This window comes from Paenibacillus brasilensis (assembly GCF_009363115.1).
Classification (GTDB): Bacteria; Bacillota; Bacilli; order Paenibacillales; family Paenibacillaceae; genus Paenibacillus; species Paenibacillus brasilensis.
The window spans coordinates 827,671-844,520 of record NZ_CP045298.1 but is presented as its reverse complement, the minus strand read 5'-3'; the positions used below and the strand labels follow the sequence as shown (position 1 = coordinate 844,520).

Annotated in this window: 13 protein-coding genes and 2 riboswitches; of the genes, 10 read left to right on the top strand and 3 right to left on the bottom strand. The window is 48.4% G+C overall.

Annotated features, from left to right (window positions below; all coding sequences use genetic code 11):
• The first annotated feature begins 112 nt into the window (after positions 1-112).
• From glcT to ptsP, 4 genes are all read left to right on the top strand, one after another.
• Positions 113-964, top strand: coding sequence for a glucose PTS transporter transcription antiterminator GlcT (glcT, locus tag GCU48_RS03875; RefSeq protein ID WP_152379126.1), 852 nt, complete (start codon positions 113-115; stop codon positions 962-964).
• Between the two features lie 263 nt (positions 965-1,227).
• Positions 1,228-3,273: a glucose-specific PTS transporter subunit IIBC gene (gene ptsG, locus GCU48_RS03870; RefSeq protein WP_152379125.1), complete on the top strand. Its 2,046-nt coding sequence runs from the start codon at positions 1,228-1,230 to the stop codon at positions 3,271-3,273.
• A 124-nt stretch (positions 3,274-3,397) separates the two neighbouring features.
• Positions 3,398-3,673 (top strand): HPr family phosphocarrier protein, encoded by a 276-nt coding sequence (locus GCU48_RS03865; RefSeq protein WP_013372579.1) that lies wholly within the window; start codon positions 3,398-3,400, stop codon positions 3,671-3,673.
• Positions 3,666-5,378, top strand: a complete 1,713-nt coding sequence (gene ptsP, locus GCU48_RS03860; protein ID WP_152379124.1) for a phosphoenolpyruvate--protein phosphotransferase — start codon at positions 3,666-3,668, stop codon at positions 5,376-5,378. The genes GCU48_RS03865 and ptsP overlap by 8 nt, the downstream gene beginning before the upstream one ends.
• Positions 5,379-5,509: 131 nt before the next feature.
• Here the strand turns inward: ptsP and gcvPB are convergent, their stop codons facing one another.
• The 3 genes from gcvPB to gcvT form a co-directional block, all read right to left on the bottom strand.
• The gene (gcvPB, locus tag GCU48_RS03855) at positions 5,510-7,006 is read right to left on the bottom strand and encodes an aminomethyl-transferring glycine dehydrogenase subunit GcvPB (protein ID WP_152379123.1); all 1,497 of its coding nucleotides are present in this window, start codon (positions 7,004-7,006) and stop codon (positions 5,510-5,512) included.
• Positions 7,003-8,358, bottom strand: a complete 1,356-nt coding sequence (gene gcvPA, locus GCU48_RS03850) for an aminomethyl-transferring glycine dehydrogenase subunit GcvPA (protein WP_152379122.1) — start codon at positions 8,356-8,358, stop codon at positions 7,003-7,005. Before gcvPA ends, gcvPB begins: the two co-directional genes overlap by 4 nt.
• 125 nt (positions 8,359-8,483) lie before the next feature.
• Positions 8,484-9,584 carry a glycine cleavage system aminomethyltransferase GcvT gene (gene gcvT, locus GCU48_RS03845; RefSeq protein ID WP_152379121.1) on the bottom strand — a complete coding sequence of 367 codons (1,101 nt, stop codon included), beginning with the start codon at positions 9,582-9,584 and terminating at the stop codon, positions 8,484-8,486.
• A 79-nt stretch (positions 9,585-9,663) separates the two neighbouring features.
• Positions 9,664-9,759, bottom strand: a riboswitch (glycine riboswitch).
• A riboswitch (glycine riboswitch) is annotated at positions 9,760-9,945 on the bottom strand.
• Between the two features lie 301 nt (positions 9,946-10,246).
• On the opposite strand from gcvT, the gene gcvH reads away from it, so the two are divergent.
• From gcvH to GCU48_RS27675, 6 genes are all read left to right on the top strand, one after another.
• Positions 10,247-10,645, top strand: coding sequence for a glycine cleavage system protein GcvH (gene gcvH, locus GCU48_RS03840; RefSeq protein ID WP_152379120.1), 399 nt, complete (start codon positions 10,247-10,249; stop codon positions 10,643-10,645).
• Between the two features lie 382 nt (positions 10,646-11,027).
• Entirely contained in the window at positions 11,028-12,506 is a 1,479-nt protein-coding gene (locus GCU48_RS03835) for a PTS mannitol transporter subunit IIBC (RefSeq protein ID WP_152379119.1), read from the top strand.
• A gap of 83 nt (positions 12,507-12,589) precedes the next feature.
• A complete protein-coding gene (locus GCU48_RS03830) occupies positions 12,590-14,668 on the top strand; it encodes a BglG family transcription antiterminator (RefSeq protein WP_152379118.1) in 2,079 nt (692 codons plus the stop codon).
• Positions 14,665-15,099: a PTS mannitol transporter subunit IIA gene (locus GCU48_RS03825; protein ID WP_152379117.1), complete on the top strand. Its 435-nt coding sequence runs from the start codon at positions 14,665-14,667 to the stop codon at positions 15,097-15,099. Before GCU48_RS03830 ends, GCU48_RS03825 begins: the two co-directional genes overlap by 4 nt.
• Complete coding sequence (locus tag GCU48_RS03820) at positions 15,096-16,241, top strand: mannitol-1-phosphate 5-dehydrogenase (RefSeq protein ID WP_152379116.1); 1,146 nt, start codon at positions 15,096-15,098, stop codon at positions 16,239-16,241. Before GCU48_RS03825 ends, GCU48_RS03820 begins: the two co-directional genes overlap by 4 nt.
• 19 nt (positions 16,242-16,260) lie before the next feature.
• Complete coding sequence (locus GCU48_RS27675) at positions 16,261-16,818, top strand: YbaN family protein (protein ID WP_341874657.1); 558 nt, start codon at positions 16,261-16,263, stop codon at positions 16,816-16,818.
• Positions 16,819-16,850 lie beyond the last annotated feature (32 nt).

The window sequence follows — 16,850 nt, the reverse complement described above, 5'->3', positions numbered from 1 at the left end:
GCGTTTTCTTTTTATTGACCTTTAGCAGAATATTTGATACTTTTACGTGGATTCCTCTGAGCATCATGCTATAATTCTTAGGATCAAGGTTCTGATAAAAAGAGGTGCGGATGTGAGCAGCCTACAAGTGGCGAAAGCGCTGAATAACAATGTGATTATAGGAATGCATCCCGAACATGATGAGGTTGTCGTGATTGGAAAAGGAATCGGTTTCAATCGCAAAGCTGGCGATGTTATACCGTTGGATTCAGTTGAAAAATTATTTATATTAAAAAGCCATGAAGAGCAGGAGCAATACAAACGTCTGCTTCCTGAGCTGGATGAAAAGCTCATTGAGGTCATCGGTGAGGTGCTTCATCTGGTTCAGCTTCAAGCGAAAAAGCCTTTGAATGAGCACATATTAATTGCTTTAACCGACCACATCGCTTTTTCCATCAACCGTCAGAAACAGGGGATTACAATTCATAATCCGTTTCTGTACGAAACCAGGGAAATATATCCTCAGGAATATAAAATGGCTGAGCAGGCCGTTTCTTTAATCAGGGATAAGATGGATGTGGATTTGGGAGAAGATGAAATCGGATTTGTGGCCTTGCATATTTATAGTGCCATGACGAATCAGCATATTTCCGAGGTTCGGAAGGATTCTCGTCTGATCGCTGATCTGGTTCAGGTCGTCGAGAATACCCTCGATTATCGTATTCCTCTTCAATCTCTTGATTATTCCCGCCTGCTGACTCATCTGAGATTTGCCATTGAACGTGTGCGCCGGGGTGAGATTGTGCAGGAGATTTATCGATTGGACAAGCTTTTGAATGAGGAGTATCCGGAAATGTATATGCTGGCCTGGAAGCTCACCAAAATTATGGAGAAAAGGCTCCGTAAACCTGTGTATCCGGCTGAGGTCAGCTATTTAACGATGCATTTGCAGCGGTTATCCCAGCGCAAAGAGCAGGGAGAGTAACCATAACTAAGTCGGGAAATAAAAAAGTATTGCCTCGCTGCTAACAGGGTGCTATAATCAACGATGTAATGAGCAAGACAACAACTGAACATTTAACGTGTTACTGATTCGATCAGGCATGAGTTGTTTTAAGTTATGATTGTTTACAGCCTACAGGGGTAAGCTATATCCCAAGGTTGTGTTCAAACATACTTAAATCGGCTCATGCCTTTTTTGTTGTTTTGCCTCTGCATTCTAATTTTTTAGAGAAGGAAGTGGAACGTATGTTTAAGAAGCTTTTCGGCGTTTTACAGCGTGTCGGCAAAGCTTTGATGCTTCCTGTGGCTATTTTGCCAGCTGCGGGACTTTTATTGGGAATTGGTAACATGCTGGTCAACCCTGATTTTCTCCAGTACATTCCTGCATTAAATGCGGGCTGGGTACAATCAGTTGCGACGATCATGATGAATGCCGGACAAATCGTTTTTAATAATTTGGCATTGTTGTTTGCAGTCGGCGTAGCCGTCGGTCTGGCAGGCGGTGAAGGTGTAGCAGGGTTGGCTGCGATCATCGGTTACCTCGTCATGAATATTACGCTGGGAACAGCCGTTGGCGTCACACCGGGCCTGATTGCCCAAAAAATCCCGGGCTATGCAAATGTATTGGGGATTCCAACGCTTCAAACAGGGGTATTCGGCGGGATTATCATCGGTATCCTGGCCGCGTCTATGTACAACCGCTTTTTCAAAATTGAGCTGCCTTCGTATCTGGGCTTTTTCGCAGGTAAGCGCTTCGTTCCGATTGCAACGGCAGTATCTTCGTTGCTGATCGGACTGCTGTTGGTCATTATATGGCCTCCCGTACAGCACGGACTGAACGCCGTATCTCACTTCATGGTTGATTCCAATCCGACATTGGCAGCTTTCATTTTTGGTGTCATTGAACGTTCACTCATTCCTTTCGGATTGCATCATATCTGGTATTTTCCGTTCTGGTTTGAGTTCGGCGAATATGTTAACAAAGCAGGTCAAACGATTCATGGTGACCAGCAAATCTTCATTAACCAGCTTCGTGATGGAGTAACCTTGACTGCAAGTACGTTCCAAGTGGGTAAGTTCCCATTCATGATGTTCGGTCTGCCAGCCGCAGCGCTTGCGATGTATCATGAAGCAAGACCGGAACACAAAAAATATGTAGCAGGTATTATGGGTTCAGCAGCATTGACTTCGTTTTTGACAGGGATTACGGAGCCGCTGGAATTTTCTTTCCTGTTTGTAGCTCCATTACTTTTTGCAGTACATGCTGTGTTTGCAGGTTTGTCGTTCGCGGCCATGCAAATTTTGAATGTTAAAATCGGTATGACGTTTTCCGGCGGATTTATCGACTTCCTGATTTTCGGGATTATTCCAAACCGTACTCCTTGGTGGTATGTCATCATCGTCGGTCTGATTTTGGCGGTAATTTACTACTTCGGATTCCGATTCATCATACGGAAGTTCAACCTGAAAACGCCAGGGCGTGAAGAGGCTACAGAAAATGTGGATGGTGCAGCAGTCGGTAGTAGTGACGAGCTTCCACACAACATTTTGGCCGCTTTTGGTGGTTCCTCGAATATCAAGCATCTGGATGCTTGTATTACACGTCTTCGGATCGAGGTTAATGAAAAATCGAACGTTGACAAAGCACGTTTGAAACAGCTTGGCGCATCGGGTGTCCTTGAAGTCGGCAATAACGTACAGGCGATTTTCGGTACACGTTCCGATACGATTAAAACTCAAATGGCTGATATCATGGCGGGACGCACGCCTGCACCTGCTCCGGCACAACCAGCCCCACAAGAGGAAAAGGAAGCTGGACAAGAGCAACAAACGATTATTGTGGAAGATATCGTGATGCCTGTTAATGGTGAATTGGTTGATATTTCAACAGTTCCCGATCCGGTATTTGCAGAGCGTATGACAGGAGACGGTTTTGCAGTTGTGCCAAATGATGGAACAATCGTATCCCCTGTTTATGGTAAAGTATTTAATGTATTCCCAAGTAAGCACGCGGTGGGTATTCAATCCGATGGCGGTAAAGAAGTGCTTGTTCATATCGGGGTGAATACAGTGAAGCTGAAAGGACAAGGTTTTGACGTTTTGGTGAACGAAGGCGATCTTGTGTCAGCCGGTCAGCCGATCATGAAAATAGACCTGGAATACTTGAAAGCAAACGCTAAATCCATCATTTCACCTGTCATTTTTACCAACCTTCCAGAAGGCTCCTCTGTAACTTTAAACAAAACAGGAGTATTGAAGGCTGGCGAAGATGGTATAATTACGATAAAATAAATTCTATGTGTTTCGGTTTAATGATTGGGCGGCATAGCCCGTCTGATCATTGCCCGGTTTCACTGCACGTATTTTACTGCGTGTAAACAAATACTATCTTTAGAAAAGTGGGAGGAACAAATTTATGCAAACAACTTTTAGAATTACAGATGAAGACGGTATCCATGCACGTCCTGCAACTGCGCTGGTGAATACAGCTAACAAATTCAGCGGTGCTGAATCTTTTGCCGAAGCTAATGGTAAAAAAGTAACTTTGAAATCCATTCTGGGTGTATTGTCTCTGGGTCTGGAACAAGGTGATACGATTAATATTATCTGTGAAGGCGCTGAAGCTGCTGAAGCTCTGAAAGCTCTTGAAAATGTAATCGTTAACGAAGGGCTGGGCGAAGTTCATGCTTAAGATCTCCGGGATTGCCGCTTCGGCAGGCATCGCCATTGCCCGGGCGTTTATCTTGGAGCATCCGAATTACGCTGTAGAGAGACGCGCGGTTGGTGACTTTGAAGCTGAAATTGCAAGATTGGATGCGGCTTTGGCAGAATCTCAAACCGAATTGGAAACGATTAAGGAGAAAACATTAAAGGAGCTGGGCGAGAAAAAAGCAGAAATTTTTGCTTCTCACCTGTTGATTCTGAATGATCCTGAATTGATTGATCCAGTAAAAGCTAAAATCAGAGACGAGCAGCTTAATGCTGACTATGCCTTGGATGAAGTGGCTACACAGTTTATTTCCATGTTTGAAAACATGAAAAGTGCATATTTGCAAGAACGCGCGTCTGACATGCGTGATGTAACCAAACGGGTGCTCAATCATCTGCTTGGTGTTCATTTTGTCAGCCCTGCAGAAATTGCCGAAGAAACGATTGTGCTTGCAGAAGATTTGACACCTTCCGACACAGCTCAGCTGAATCGTGAATTTGTTAAAGGTTTTGCAACAAATATCGGCGGACGTACTTCGCATTCGGCGATCATGGCTCGCTCACTTGAAATTCCTGCGGTCGTAGGAACCAAAAATATATTGTCTCAAGCTAAAAGCGGCGATTTGATCATCGTTGATGGTTTGGATGGGCACGTATTCGTGAATCCTTCTGAAGAGATCGTTGCAGAATACCGTGCTAAACAAGTGGCATACGACAAGCAACGCGAAGAGTGGCGAAAGCTGCGTGGCGAAGCTACGGTTTCTGTCGATGGTGTCCATGTCGAATTGGCAGCCAATATCGGTACGCCTAACGACGTAGCTGGTGTTCTGGATAACGGTGGAGAAGGCGTCGGCTTGTATCGTACAGAATTCTTGTATATGGGACGCGACAAGCTCCCATCCGAAGAAGTACAGTACACAGCATACAAAACCGTTCTGGAAAAAATGGAAGGTAAGCCGGTTGTAGTCCGTACGTTGGACATCGGTGGCGACAAAGAACTTCCTTATCTGGATCTCCCGAAAGAGATGAATCCGTTCCTCGGATTCCGTGCGATTCGTCTGTGTCTGGATCGTCAGGATATTTTCCGTACTCAATTGCGTGCTTTGTTGCGGGCAAGTGTACACGGTAACCTGCGTATCATGTTCCCGATGATTGCTACACTGAACGAATTCCGAGAAGCAAAAGCAGTTTTGCTGGAGGAAAAGGAAAAGTTGGTAGCCGAGGGTGTAGCCGTAGCTGAAGAAATTCAGCTGGGCATCATGGTAGAAATCCCTTCTACAGCGGTATTGGCTGATCAATTCGCGAAAGAAGTTGATTTCTTCAGTATCGGTACGAACGATCTGATCCAATACACGATGGCTGCAGACCGTATGAACGAACGCGTATCTTACTTGTATCAACCATACAATCCATCCATTCTGCGTTTGGTGAAAATGGTTATTGATGCAGCTCACCGTGAAGGACGTTGGGTTGGTATGTGCGGCGAAATGGCAGGGGATGCAACAGCAATTCCGTTGCTGCTGGGTCTGGGACTCGATGAGTTCAGTATGAGCGCAACTTCCATTCTGCCAGCACGCAGTCAAATTTCCAAATTGTCTCGTGCAGACATGGAAAAACTGGCTGCAAAAGCTTTGGACATGCAAACAGCCGAACAGGTTGTTGAATTGGTTCAAAGCATTGAAGGCTAAGGGTATCACATTTTTAAGGGTAATATCTTTTTCCAACAAAAAATTGCTGTGTACATACAGCAGCCGGTATCTTAAGAGATACCGGCTTTTTTGTATGCTTCTTTTATATATACTTTAGATAAAAATCGCTTTTAGCTGCACGAGCAGTTCAATACAGGCTTGCGGGCAGCGGTAGTTTCATCCAAGCGTGTGACGGGTGTGGTATAGGGTGCGTTAAGCACTAGCTCCGGCTTTTCCTCCGCTTCTCGCGAAATCTGAATCATGGTGTCGATAAAACCATCAAGCGTCTCTTTGCTTTCCGTTTCCGTCGGCTCAATCATGATACATTCCTCTACATTTAATGGAAAATAAATCGTAGGCGGATGGTAGCCGAAATCGAGCAATCGTTTGGCAACATCAAGCGTACGCACTCCAAATTTTTTTAAATTCTGTCCAGACATCACGAATTCGTGTTTGCAATGTCCCGGGTAGGGAAGCTCAAAATACGGAGCCAGCCGGTGCATCATATAATTGGCATTAAGTACAGCACACTCAGAGACCCGCTTCAAGCCGTCAGGACCGTAGCTGCGGATGTAGGCATAGGCTCGGACGAGAATACCGAAGTTGCCGTAAAAGGCTTTGACCCGTCCGATGGAATCTCCCTGCTCCCGGTCCCAGTGGTACGTACCCTGAGCATCACGTACAACCAACGGCTTGGGCAAATAGGGAATGAGCCGCTGCTTCACGCCGACAGGCCCTGCGCCGGGTCCGCCTCCGCCATGCGGGGTACTCATCGTTTTGTGCAAATTGAGATGCACGACATCGAAGCCCATATCCCCGGGGCGGGTAATGCCCATGATGGCGTTGGAGTTCGCGCCGTCATAGTAGAGCAGCCCCCCCGCCTCATGCACAATCGCGGCAATGTCAGCGATTTGCTTCTCGAACAGGCCAAGCGTGTTCGGGTTGGTCAGCATGAGCGCAGCGGTGTCGTTGCCTACAGCTTGACGCAGTGCGTCCAGATCCACCAGCCCCTGAGGGGTGGAGGGGAGAGTGATCGTCTCGAAGCCCGCGACGGTTGCGCTGGCGGGGTTCGTTCCGTGCGAGGAATCCGGCACGAGCACCTTGGTACGTCGCTCACCACGGGCTTCATGGTATGAGCGGATCATCATCAGCCCGGTCCATTCGCCATGGGCGCCGGCGGCGGGCTGAAGGGTGACGGCATCCATGCCGGTTAACGCGGCCAGATCGTTTTGGAGCGTATGCAGCAGCTCCATGGCACCCTGGATGCTATTCTCAGGCTGATAGGGATGAATTTTAGCAAAGCCTGCATAACGGGCGACATCCTCGTTTACCTTCGGGTTGTATTTCATCGTACAGGAGCCGAGCGGATAAAACCCGTTGTCCACGCCAAAATTGCGCCGGGACAAGGCGGTGTAATGGCGAATCACGTCTACTTCGTATACCTCCGGTAATACCGCAGGCTCGCTGCGCAGCGCATAATCCGGCAAAAGCTCTGCCACCGGACGACGGGGAACGTCGCATGCAGGAAGGGAATAGGCGATGCGACCCGGACGGCTCAATTCAAAGATGAGCGCTTGATCGTGTTTCTTCAACAGCTCTTGCTTCTGATCTTGTCCGGTGTGTGTCATAGCAATCCCCCCAAGGTGTGTACAAATTGGTCAATCTCTTCTTTGGTTCTTTGCTCCGTCACAGCGATCAGCATGTGACCGGCAAGTTCCTCGTAGTCCCGGCCCAACTCATAGCCGCCGATAAATCCCGCAGCGAGCAGTCCGGCCTGGAGCTTGTTCATATCCGTACCATCGGGCAGCTTGAGGGCAAACTCGTTAAAGGTCGGCGCGTTAAAGGAGGCAGTCACACCCTTCAAGCTCAGCAATTGCTCTAATGCATAGCGGCTTTTATGCAAATTCAGCTCGGCTACTTCTTGCATGCCCCGTCTACCCATGACGGACAAATACACAGACGCAGATAAAGCAAGCAACGCTTGATTGGAGCAAATGTTAGACGTGGCCTTTTCACGGCGGATATGCTGTTCCCGTGCCTGCAAGGTCAGCACGAAGCCGCGTTTACCATTGCGGTCTGTGGTTTGGCCTACAATGCGTCCGGGGATGCGGCGCATATGCGCTTGAGAAACGGCAAAATAACCGCAGGTCGGGCCGCCGAGGGAGGAAGAGATGCCAAGTGGCTGTGCGTCTCCTACGACAATATCCGCTCCCTGCTTGCCGGGCGTCTCCAGCAAGCCCAGTGCCAGCGGATTGGCGCTGACAACCATAAGCCCTTGGTGTGCGTGGATCAGGTCAGCCATGAGCTTCACATTTTCCACGGCTCCGAAGAAGTTGGGGCTTTGGACCAAAACAGCTGCCGTCTGTTCCGATACGGCCTCTGCCAATGCCTCTGCATCCGTTACACCGTCGGAATAGCCAATCTCCACGATGTCCAAGCCCAGACCACGTGCATAGGCAGCCAATACCTGACGTGCCTCCGGGTGGACGGTCCGCGATACGATAAGCTGTTTACGGCGGGTGGCAGAGGCGGCCAGTGAGCCCGCCTCCGCCAGCGCAGTCGCTCCGTCGTACATGCTGGCATTGGCTACAGCCATGCCTGTTAATTCGCAAATATACGATTGAAATTCGAAGATGGCTTGCAGCTCACCTTGGCTTACCTCAGGCTGATAGGGAGTGTAGGCGGTGTAAAATTCCGAACGCGAAGTGATGTGCTGAATGACGGAGGGAATATGATGATCATAAATCCCTGCACCAAGAAAGCTGGCATGTGTGTCTGTGTTGGCATTATGCCCGGCCAGCTCGGCCAGATGGCGGGTTAAGCCTCTTTCGTCCAGTCGAGAGGACATGGGCAGTTCGCCCTGATATCGGATATCCTCTGGAATATCACTGAATAAATCGTCAATGGACGATACACCGACCACACGCAGCATTTCGGTTTGATCCTGTTCGGTCATGGGCAGATAGCGATGCTGCTTCATAGGTTCTGGCTCCTTTCGAAAAAGCAAAATTTAAAACATAAATTGGCTAATAAATAATCGTGAACTGGAAAATCCAGAAGTTCATATCTGGCATGTTCGCTATATAAAAATGAAGAGTGCTTAAATCAACGTGAACGTTTATAAAAAGGTGCTGCTACCACCTCGGCGCGCAGGCGTTTGCCACGGATCTCGACCTCCAGTGGTGTGGATAGAGCGCTAAAACGGCTGTCGACCAGAGCCAGACCCAAATTGCGCTTTAAGGTTGGCGACTGGGTTCCCGTTGTAACCTCGCCGATTTGCTGTCCTTCCGCGAATACCGGGTAATGAGCGCGCGGGATACCGCGATCCAGCAATTCCAGTCCAATCAGCTTGCGAGGGATACCTTGCTCTTTTTGGCGTTGCAGCGCTTCTCTGCCGATAAAATCACCCTTGCCCAGCTTGACGAAAAAGCCTAAGCCAGCCTCAAGCGGTGAAATCGTAGCAGATAGCTCCTGTCCGTACAGCGGCAGCCGTGCCTCAAAGCGCAGTGTATCCCGGGCACCAAGCCCGGCGGGAATCAGACCATACGATTCACCCGAACAAAGCAAACCTTCCCATACAGCCGGAGCTTCCGCTGCAGGTATATACATTTCAAAACCATCTTCCCCCGTATAACCGGTGCGGGAGACAAGTGCTTTCACTCCGAACAGCTGCACGTTCTCACGGAATCGGAAGGAGGCCAGATTTGTTATGTCCGGATCTGTCACAGCCGCGATAATACGTGCTGCTTCCGGACCTTGCAACGCCAGCAATGCGATAGCATCTGATACATTTTCCAGTTGAACGGATGCAGGCACGTGGCGAATAAGCCAATCCCAATCCTTGTCGATGTTGGAGGCATTCACAACGAGCATGTAACGCTCCGGCCCTTTGCAGTAAACAAGCAGATCGTCTACCACACCCCCGTCGGGGTAACAGAGGAGTGAGTATTGGGCCTGGCCCGGTTCCAACTGGCTGACATCGTTCGTCGTTACCCGTTGCAGAAAAGCTTGGGCTTCTTTGCCTTCAACCAAAAACTCGCCCATATGCGATACATCGAATAACCCCGCATGTTGCCGGACGGCCTCATGCTCCTTTTGGATACCGCTAAACTGTACGGGAAGCTCCCAGCCTCCAAAGTCAATACAACGGACCCCGGGCAGCGTCCCATATGACGAATACAGCGGTGTTTTGCACAAGTTAGTCATTTTTCCACTCCTATCCGGTGTGATCGGCTAAACAAAAAAGACAGGCCGAAAAAAACGTATGAACAGTGGTCCATACTCTTTTTTCAGCTCTGTCCTTGATACCTGAAAGTTACCCCGGCGTGTACCAGGTTTCCTCTTGGGTGATCCGCTTCATGGCGAATGCTCTCCAGAGATGCGTCCGGCAGAGGTCCTTTTGCCTGAGAGATTCACCTGGTGCAGGTTTACTCCTTCGGCGCTACCTTTGAAAACCATTGTTGTTACCAGGTCATACAGATAACAACTTGATCCGATTCGCGTGTACCACTGTCCTGCAAGTGGCAACAGCTATGCGAATCTTGGTAGTCTCTCCCTCCGCGTTCATCCGCGTTTGCAGTTGTCGGGATGTTTCCAAAAGCATTTGTTATAACCCATTAATACGCAAATTCATTCAAAATGTCAATAAAAATGTCATGAAAATCAATCCAAAAAACATTTTATGCATAAATAAGGATATGTAAGCGTTTGTTATACCTTATCATATTTTCATATAGAGCGCTACCTGAAATGATGTGAAGTATTTTTGTTAGTATTATTGACATGAGTGTTCTTATTATCATAATCTTAACCTGTCTAGATAAATGAGCAGAAGCGATCTAATTCATTTGGAAGTGAGGCGGAACAGGATGAGTGAAGTGAAACAGCAGCTTTGGTATACGGAGGAACATGAGTGGGTTGAGCGCACAGAAGCTGGAACAGTACGGATGGGTATTACAGACTTTGCACAGCATCAACTGGGTGATATTGTTTTTGTCGAATTACCTGCGGAGGGAGCAGCGATTGCTCAGGGAGCAGAGATTGGTACAATTGAATCGGTAAAGACGGTATCCGATCTTTTTGCTCCAGTGACGGGAACTGTTTTGAGGTTAAATGAAGCGCTGGAAAGCACGCCAGAGCTGGTGAACGAATCTCCTTATGAAAAAGGCTGGATGATCGAGGTGGAGATCGGTAGCGATGTGGAGGAAGCTTTGGGCAAGCTATTGACTGCCGATGAGTACAAGAAATTGACTGCCGATGAGTCATGAATAGTGCAATGTAGTATGGAATTATAGCGTCGTTTGTCCGCTCGTTTTTGTATAAAATAGTCGCGATGATTTGACATTGCGGCTATTTTTTTGTCTTTTTAGGCAAGCGTAATTACGTGTTTTTCCCCTTTTTAGAGGATTGTCCCCGTATCAGAATTGTACAGTTGAGAGCATGGTATTCCGACTAATTTCTATAGTTACAGGCCATATTAAGAAGAATTATGCAGGTATATTATCTTCACGGTTATTTTAAATTTAAATGTTGTCATCAACGTTCATGACGAAAGTACGTTTTCATTTCGTTGATGAAGATAGCGCTGTCATTTAGTATAAATTTTGAGCAAAGGTAGTGATGCTAGTTACTCATAAGGAGGATATGAATATGAGCACAATGGACGCAAAGTCCAATTCAAACGGAGGCGCTCGCGTCGCCGTACAACGTTTTGGCCGTTTTCTCAGCGGGATGGTTATGCCCAATATGGGGGCCTTTATCGCGTGGGGGTTGATCACGGCACTCTTTATTCCGACCGGATGGTTCCCGAACGAGGGTTTTGCCCAGCTGGTTGATCCGATGAAAAATTATTTGCTGCCGCTGCTGATTGGTTACACAGGCGGCACCATGATTCATGGACAGCGTGGAGGTGTGATCGGAGCCATTATGACGATGGGTGTCATTGTGGGAGCAGACATTCCGATGTTCCTGGGCGCGATGGTAGCTGGTCCGCTGGCTGCATGGATATTGAAGAAGTTCGATCAGGCTATTGAAGGTAAAGTCAGATCAGGTTTTGAAATGCTGGTCAATAATTTCTCAGCCGGGATTATCGGTGCCATTCTAGGACTGCTTGCCCATGTGGCAATCGGCCCGTTTGTACAAATTATCAGTCAGGTGTTGTCAGCAGGGGTGCAGTTCCTCGTGAATGCAGGGCTTTTGCCGCTCGTCAACCTCATTATTGAGCCCGGAAAAGTGCTATTTCTTAACAATGCATTGAATCACGGAGTATTGAGCCCGATTGCGCTGGAGGAGGCTTCAAGATCAGGCAAATCCGTTTTGTTCATGCTTGAATCCAACCCTGGACCGGGGCTCGGTATTTTGCTGGCATACTGTCTGTTCGGTAAAGGCTCAGCGAAGTCGTCGGCTCCTGGTGCAGTAATCATTCATTTTTTCGGCGGGATTCATGAAATTTATTTCCCTTACATTTTGATGAAGCCGATTCTGATTCTGGCTGCTATCGCAGGGGGCGTTGTAGGAACCTTCTGTTTCATGTTGACAGGTGCCGGACTGGTTGCTGCTCCTTCACCGGGCAGTATCATCGCTTATTTCCTGATGACACCCAAAGGCGGATATTTGCCAATGCTGAGTGGTGTAATAGCTGCTGCGGTCGTATCCTTTGCTGTTGCTGCAGTACTGCTCAAGACAGGCAAGCAAAAAGAAGAGGGGCTGGAGGAAGCTGCATCCCGCCTGAAAGATATGAAAAATCAAAGCAAGGGTGCAAGTGCGAACGCCACTGTAACGGAAGGTAACAGCGAGTCTGATCGTGCTGCCGAGATTGCCGCAGAGCGAACGTTTAAGGATAAGGGAGAAATTAATAAGATCGTCTTTTCCTGTGATGCAGGTATGGGTTCAAGCGCTATGGGCGCCTCGATTTTACGTAAAAAAATGAAGCAGGCGGGTGTGGGCGTTACAGTAACGAACACGGCAATCAGTGAAATTCCACAGGATGCGGATATTGTCATTACGCAAAAAACGTTGACAGACCGGGCTAAAACGGTAGCCCCGAATGCCGAGCACATTTCGATTGACAATTTCCTGAAAAGCCCTGAGTACGAAGCGCTGGTGGAACGTTTGAAATCCGATTCTTAATCCCCGTAATAGTCAGGCCGCCTGTATGCAGTTGTTTGTATTCCCTGTTGAAGGGATGAGCTTGGGAAGGAACGGTAGCGCTTATGAATATTACGAAACGACAACGTGACATTGTGGAGTATCTGCTGGAGCAGTCCAAAGAGGTTACGGCCGGGGAAATTGCCGCGCAGATCAATGTCAGCACAAGAACGGTTCACCGGGAACTCAGCGCAGTCGAGCATTGGCTGGCGGTTCATGAGGTAAAGCTGGAGAAAAAATCAGGGATCGGTATCTATGTGGATGCTGACCCAACTCAGCTTGTATATCTGCGGGAGCAATTGATGCATACGAAGTCGGACGAATATTCGGCTGAAGAAAGAAAGATCGTGGTTCTCTGTATGCTGCTGGATACACCGGAGCCGATCAAGCTGCTGGCGCTGGCTGCTGATTTGAAGGTCACGGTCACTACGGTCAGCCATGATCTGGACGAATTGCAAGGCTGGATCGGGGAACGGGGACTCGTGCTTGTGCGCAGACGTGGATACGGTGTCGAGATTACAGGCTGGGAGACGGACAAAAGACGGGCGATTTCCGAGCTCGCTCTCGAATATTTGGATGAATCGGATCTGTTCTCCAGCCGAGAGGAGCTTCGTCCTGTGACACATGTCGCTGACAAGTTGTTAGAGATGATTGGTAGAGAGAACCTGCTGACCGTGGAAAATGCCCTCTGGCAGCCCCATGATAAATGGCTGAAAAACATGGTGGAAAGCAAATATATGGAACTGCTGATTCAAATTTGTGTTTCGCTGGCACGTCTGCGACTCGGGTACGTTGTGGATCATCGTCTCTCGTATTCGAAAACAGATTCGGATGAGAATATCATGCTGCGCACAGCTATGGTGGAACGTATATGTACGGAATTGTCAGAGGAGCTGGATATGGACTTTCCAGAACCGGAGCAATCTTATTTGAGGCTGCTGTTCCGTGATGCCGAGGATCATTCCACCCGGCTGCTGCCGCTGGATGATCTGGTATTGCTGGAATCGGTTCATGAGTTGATTCGTCGTGTGGAGGGAGAGACAGGCACGCCATTGGCAGAGGATCGCGTTCTGCGTGAAGGGCTGATTGCCCATATGGCTCCGGTACTCAAACGTCTGAGGGAAGGCAGGTCGATCCGTAACCCCCTCCTTCAGCAAATCCGCAAGGATTACGGCAGCTTGTTCGACTCGGTGAAAAGGGCAGCGGCAGACATGACTGAAATGGAAGTACCGGATGAAGAGATCGGATTTCTCGTCATGCATTTCGGCGCTTCGCTGGGGCGATTGCGACAGTTGCGGCGGGAGGTACGGGCCATCGTTGTCTGCACAAGCGGCATTGGATCATCCAGACTTTTGGCAACAAGACTGGCTAAGGAGCTGCCACAGATCAAAATCGTGGATAGAGCCTCATGGTTCGAGGCGGCGCGAATTCCTAAGGAGGATTATGATCTGATCATTTCGACAGTGGAGCTGCCGCTTGAACCGGATCGGTATCTCAAGATCAGCCCGCTGCTGACGCAGGAGGAGAGTGAGCGCCTGCGTAACTTTATCCAGCATATTACACTCAAGCATCCCAATAATCATCAGCAGGAACAGGCTATTGAGCCCGGCCAGGGCATGGAATGGCTTACGGGTCTACGGAAAAGTCTCGAGGAAATTGTACACATTGTACAGCAATTTCAAGTATATCCACTTGAAAATCAAGAGATGGATATGCAGGCTACCGTACAAGCCATATGCATGCTGGAGGCGGGACGAGGGAATGTCACAGAGCCTTCTGCCGTTGCTGCACAACTCATGGAAAGAGAGCGCCAAGGCAGTCAGGTTATCCCTGATACCTCCATAGCTCTAGTTCATACGCGCAGCCACTATATTCGCCAGCCTTCGCTTACCTTGTATAAGCTGGCAGAGCCGCTGCTGACGGATGCAGGTGAACAGGCAGAATGCGTGCTGCTGATGTTGGGACCTCGTGAGCTGCCGAGAGAGAGCTTGGAGGTATTAAGCGAGATTAGTGCATTACTATTGCGGGAAGACATGGTTACGCTGCTGGAGCATGGTAGCCGGGAGCATATTGTCAATTATATATCGAGTGAGCTGGCTGAATTTTTTCACAGTAAATTAGGAACGGGGAGGAACCTACCGTGAGCATAATGACGATAGATAAAGTAAAAATGGACGCAACCGCCAAAGACAAATATGAGGCGATTCGCATGGCTGGACAAATCCTGCTGGATGCGGGACATATTACAAGTGAGTACATTGACAAGATGCTTGAACGCGAGGAGATCGTGTCCACTTATGTCGGGAACGGGTTGGCTATTCCACATGGCACGAAGGAGTCCAAGACGTTAATTCAATCTACAGGCATCTCAATCATTCAGTTCCCGCAAGGTGTAGATTTTGGGGAAGAAAAAGCATATATGGTGATCGGCATCGCAGCACAAGGCGGAGATCATATGGAGATTTTGACGAGTATCGCTATGGTGTGTGCGGAGGAAGAAAACATGGACAAACTTCGTAACGCGGTGAGTCCTCAGGAAATTATTGATCTGTTTGAAAGTGAGATGGAGCTATGAGAGCCGTTCACTTTGGAGCAGGCAATATCGGTCGCGGCTTTATCGGATTGATTCTGTCGCGTGCAGGCTATGAGGTTGTCTTTTCGGATGTCAACGATACCCTTGTATCCGAGTTGCGCCGTCGTAGACAATACACGGTAGAGTTAGCCAATGATACAAAGGATACGGAGACAGTCACGAATGTAACGGCGATTGACGGCAAAGATGCAGTGGCTGTAGCGGATGCGGTAGATCACGCTGATCTGGTAACGACCGCAGTGGGTGTCAGTATCCTCAAGCATATTGCAGCAGGCATCGCGGAGGGAATCAAGCGGCGGGTAGAGCGGGGGGCAAAGCCGCTGCATGTGATCGCCTGCGAAAATGCAATCGGGGGTAGCGCCCAACTGAAAGAGCATGTTTTTGCACTATTGGATGAGGCGACCCGTGTCAAGGCAGAGGCTTCGGTGTATTTTCCAAATGCTGCTGTAGACCGGATTGTACCAATCCAGCATCATGAGGACCCGTTGCATGTGCAGGTAGAGCCTTTTTATGAGTGGGTTGTGGATCGTTCGCAAATGGCTCCTGACCATAACGAAATTGAAGGAATCCTTTACGTGCAGGATTTGGAGCCTTATATTGAACGCAAGCTGTTCACGGTGAATACGGGGCATTGCGTGGCGGCTTATCTTGGTTATACCGCAGGTTATGCTACGATTCAGGAGGCCATGAAGGATCATAAGGTGGTTGATCCGATACAAGGGACACTGGAGGAAACAGGAGCGGTGCTTGTGAAGCGCTTCGGTTTGGATCAAGGAGAGCATAAGAAGTACATCTCCAAAATCTTGGATCGCTTCCGCAATCCTAATCTGACCGACGAGGTTATTCGAGTCGGACGTTCACCGCTGCGCAAGCTGTCTCCTAATGACCGCCTTGTACGTCCCGCGCTGCAAGCGCAGGAGTATGGCATCCCGACGGATTATCTGGCGTTAGGAATGGCTGCTGCCTGTAAATTTGATATTGCGGAAGACCCTGAGGCAGCCGAGCTTCAGCAGGTGATCCGCAGCGAAGGACTGAGTGTGGCGCTGACGCGTTATACATCCATACCCGCAGAACACCCGCTGCACCGGCAGGTTTTGGAGCAATATGATATTATAAATTCATAAAACAACGGAATAACGCGCAATGTTTTTGATTAAACCTCTTGAAGACAAAACATTCTACATCAACACTAAGTGTTCTGTAGCGATGTGCTTCAAGAGGTTTTTTCATGTGCGTGATTTACATCACATAACAACCTGTCCTGAATATTTTATATTGGTAATGATTATCATTATCCACAAAGTGATATTTGTTATTTTATCTATAGGGAGGAATACAGTGAAACCGATATATGTTACCTTAGGGTTTCTTTTTTTGGCGCTTGGAGTTATTGGCGTGGTGGTGCCGCTGCTGCCGACTACGCCGTTTTTGCTACTGGCGACTTTTTGTTTTATGCGGGGGTCTGAAAGGCTTCACCAATGGTTTTCGAACACCTCTTTATACCATAAGCATCTGGAAAGCTTTGTCCAAACCAGATCATTGAAATTGTCTACGAAAATCATATCATTGGGTTTGGCGTCAGCTATGCTTATAACGGGATTTATGTTCACCCCCACGATATGGGGAAAAACGCTTATTGCTATGGTTATATTGTTTAAATATTATTTTTTTTATATTCCGAATCGGAACACTGAGAGGTAACTGCGGCGAAAACTCCATCTTCATCCGAAGCG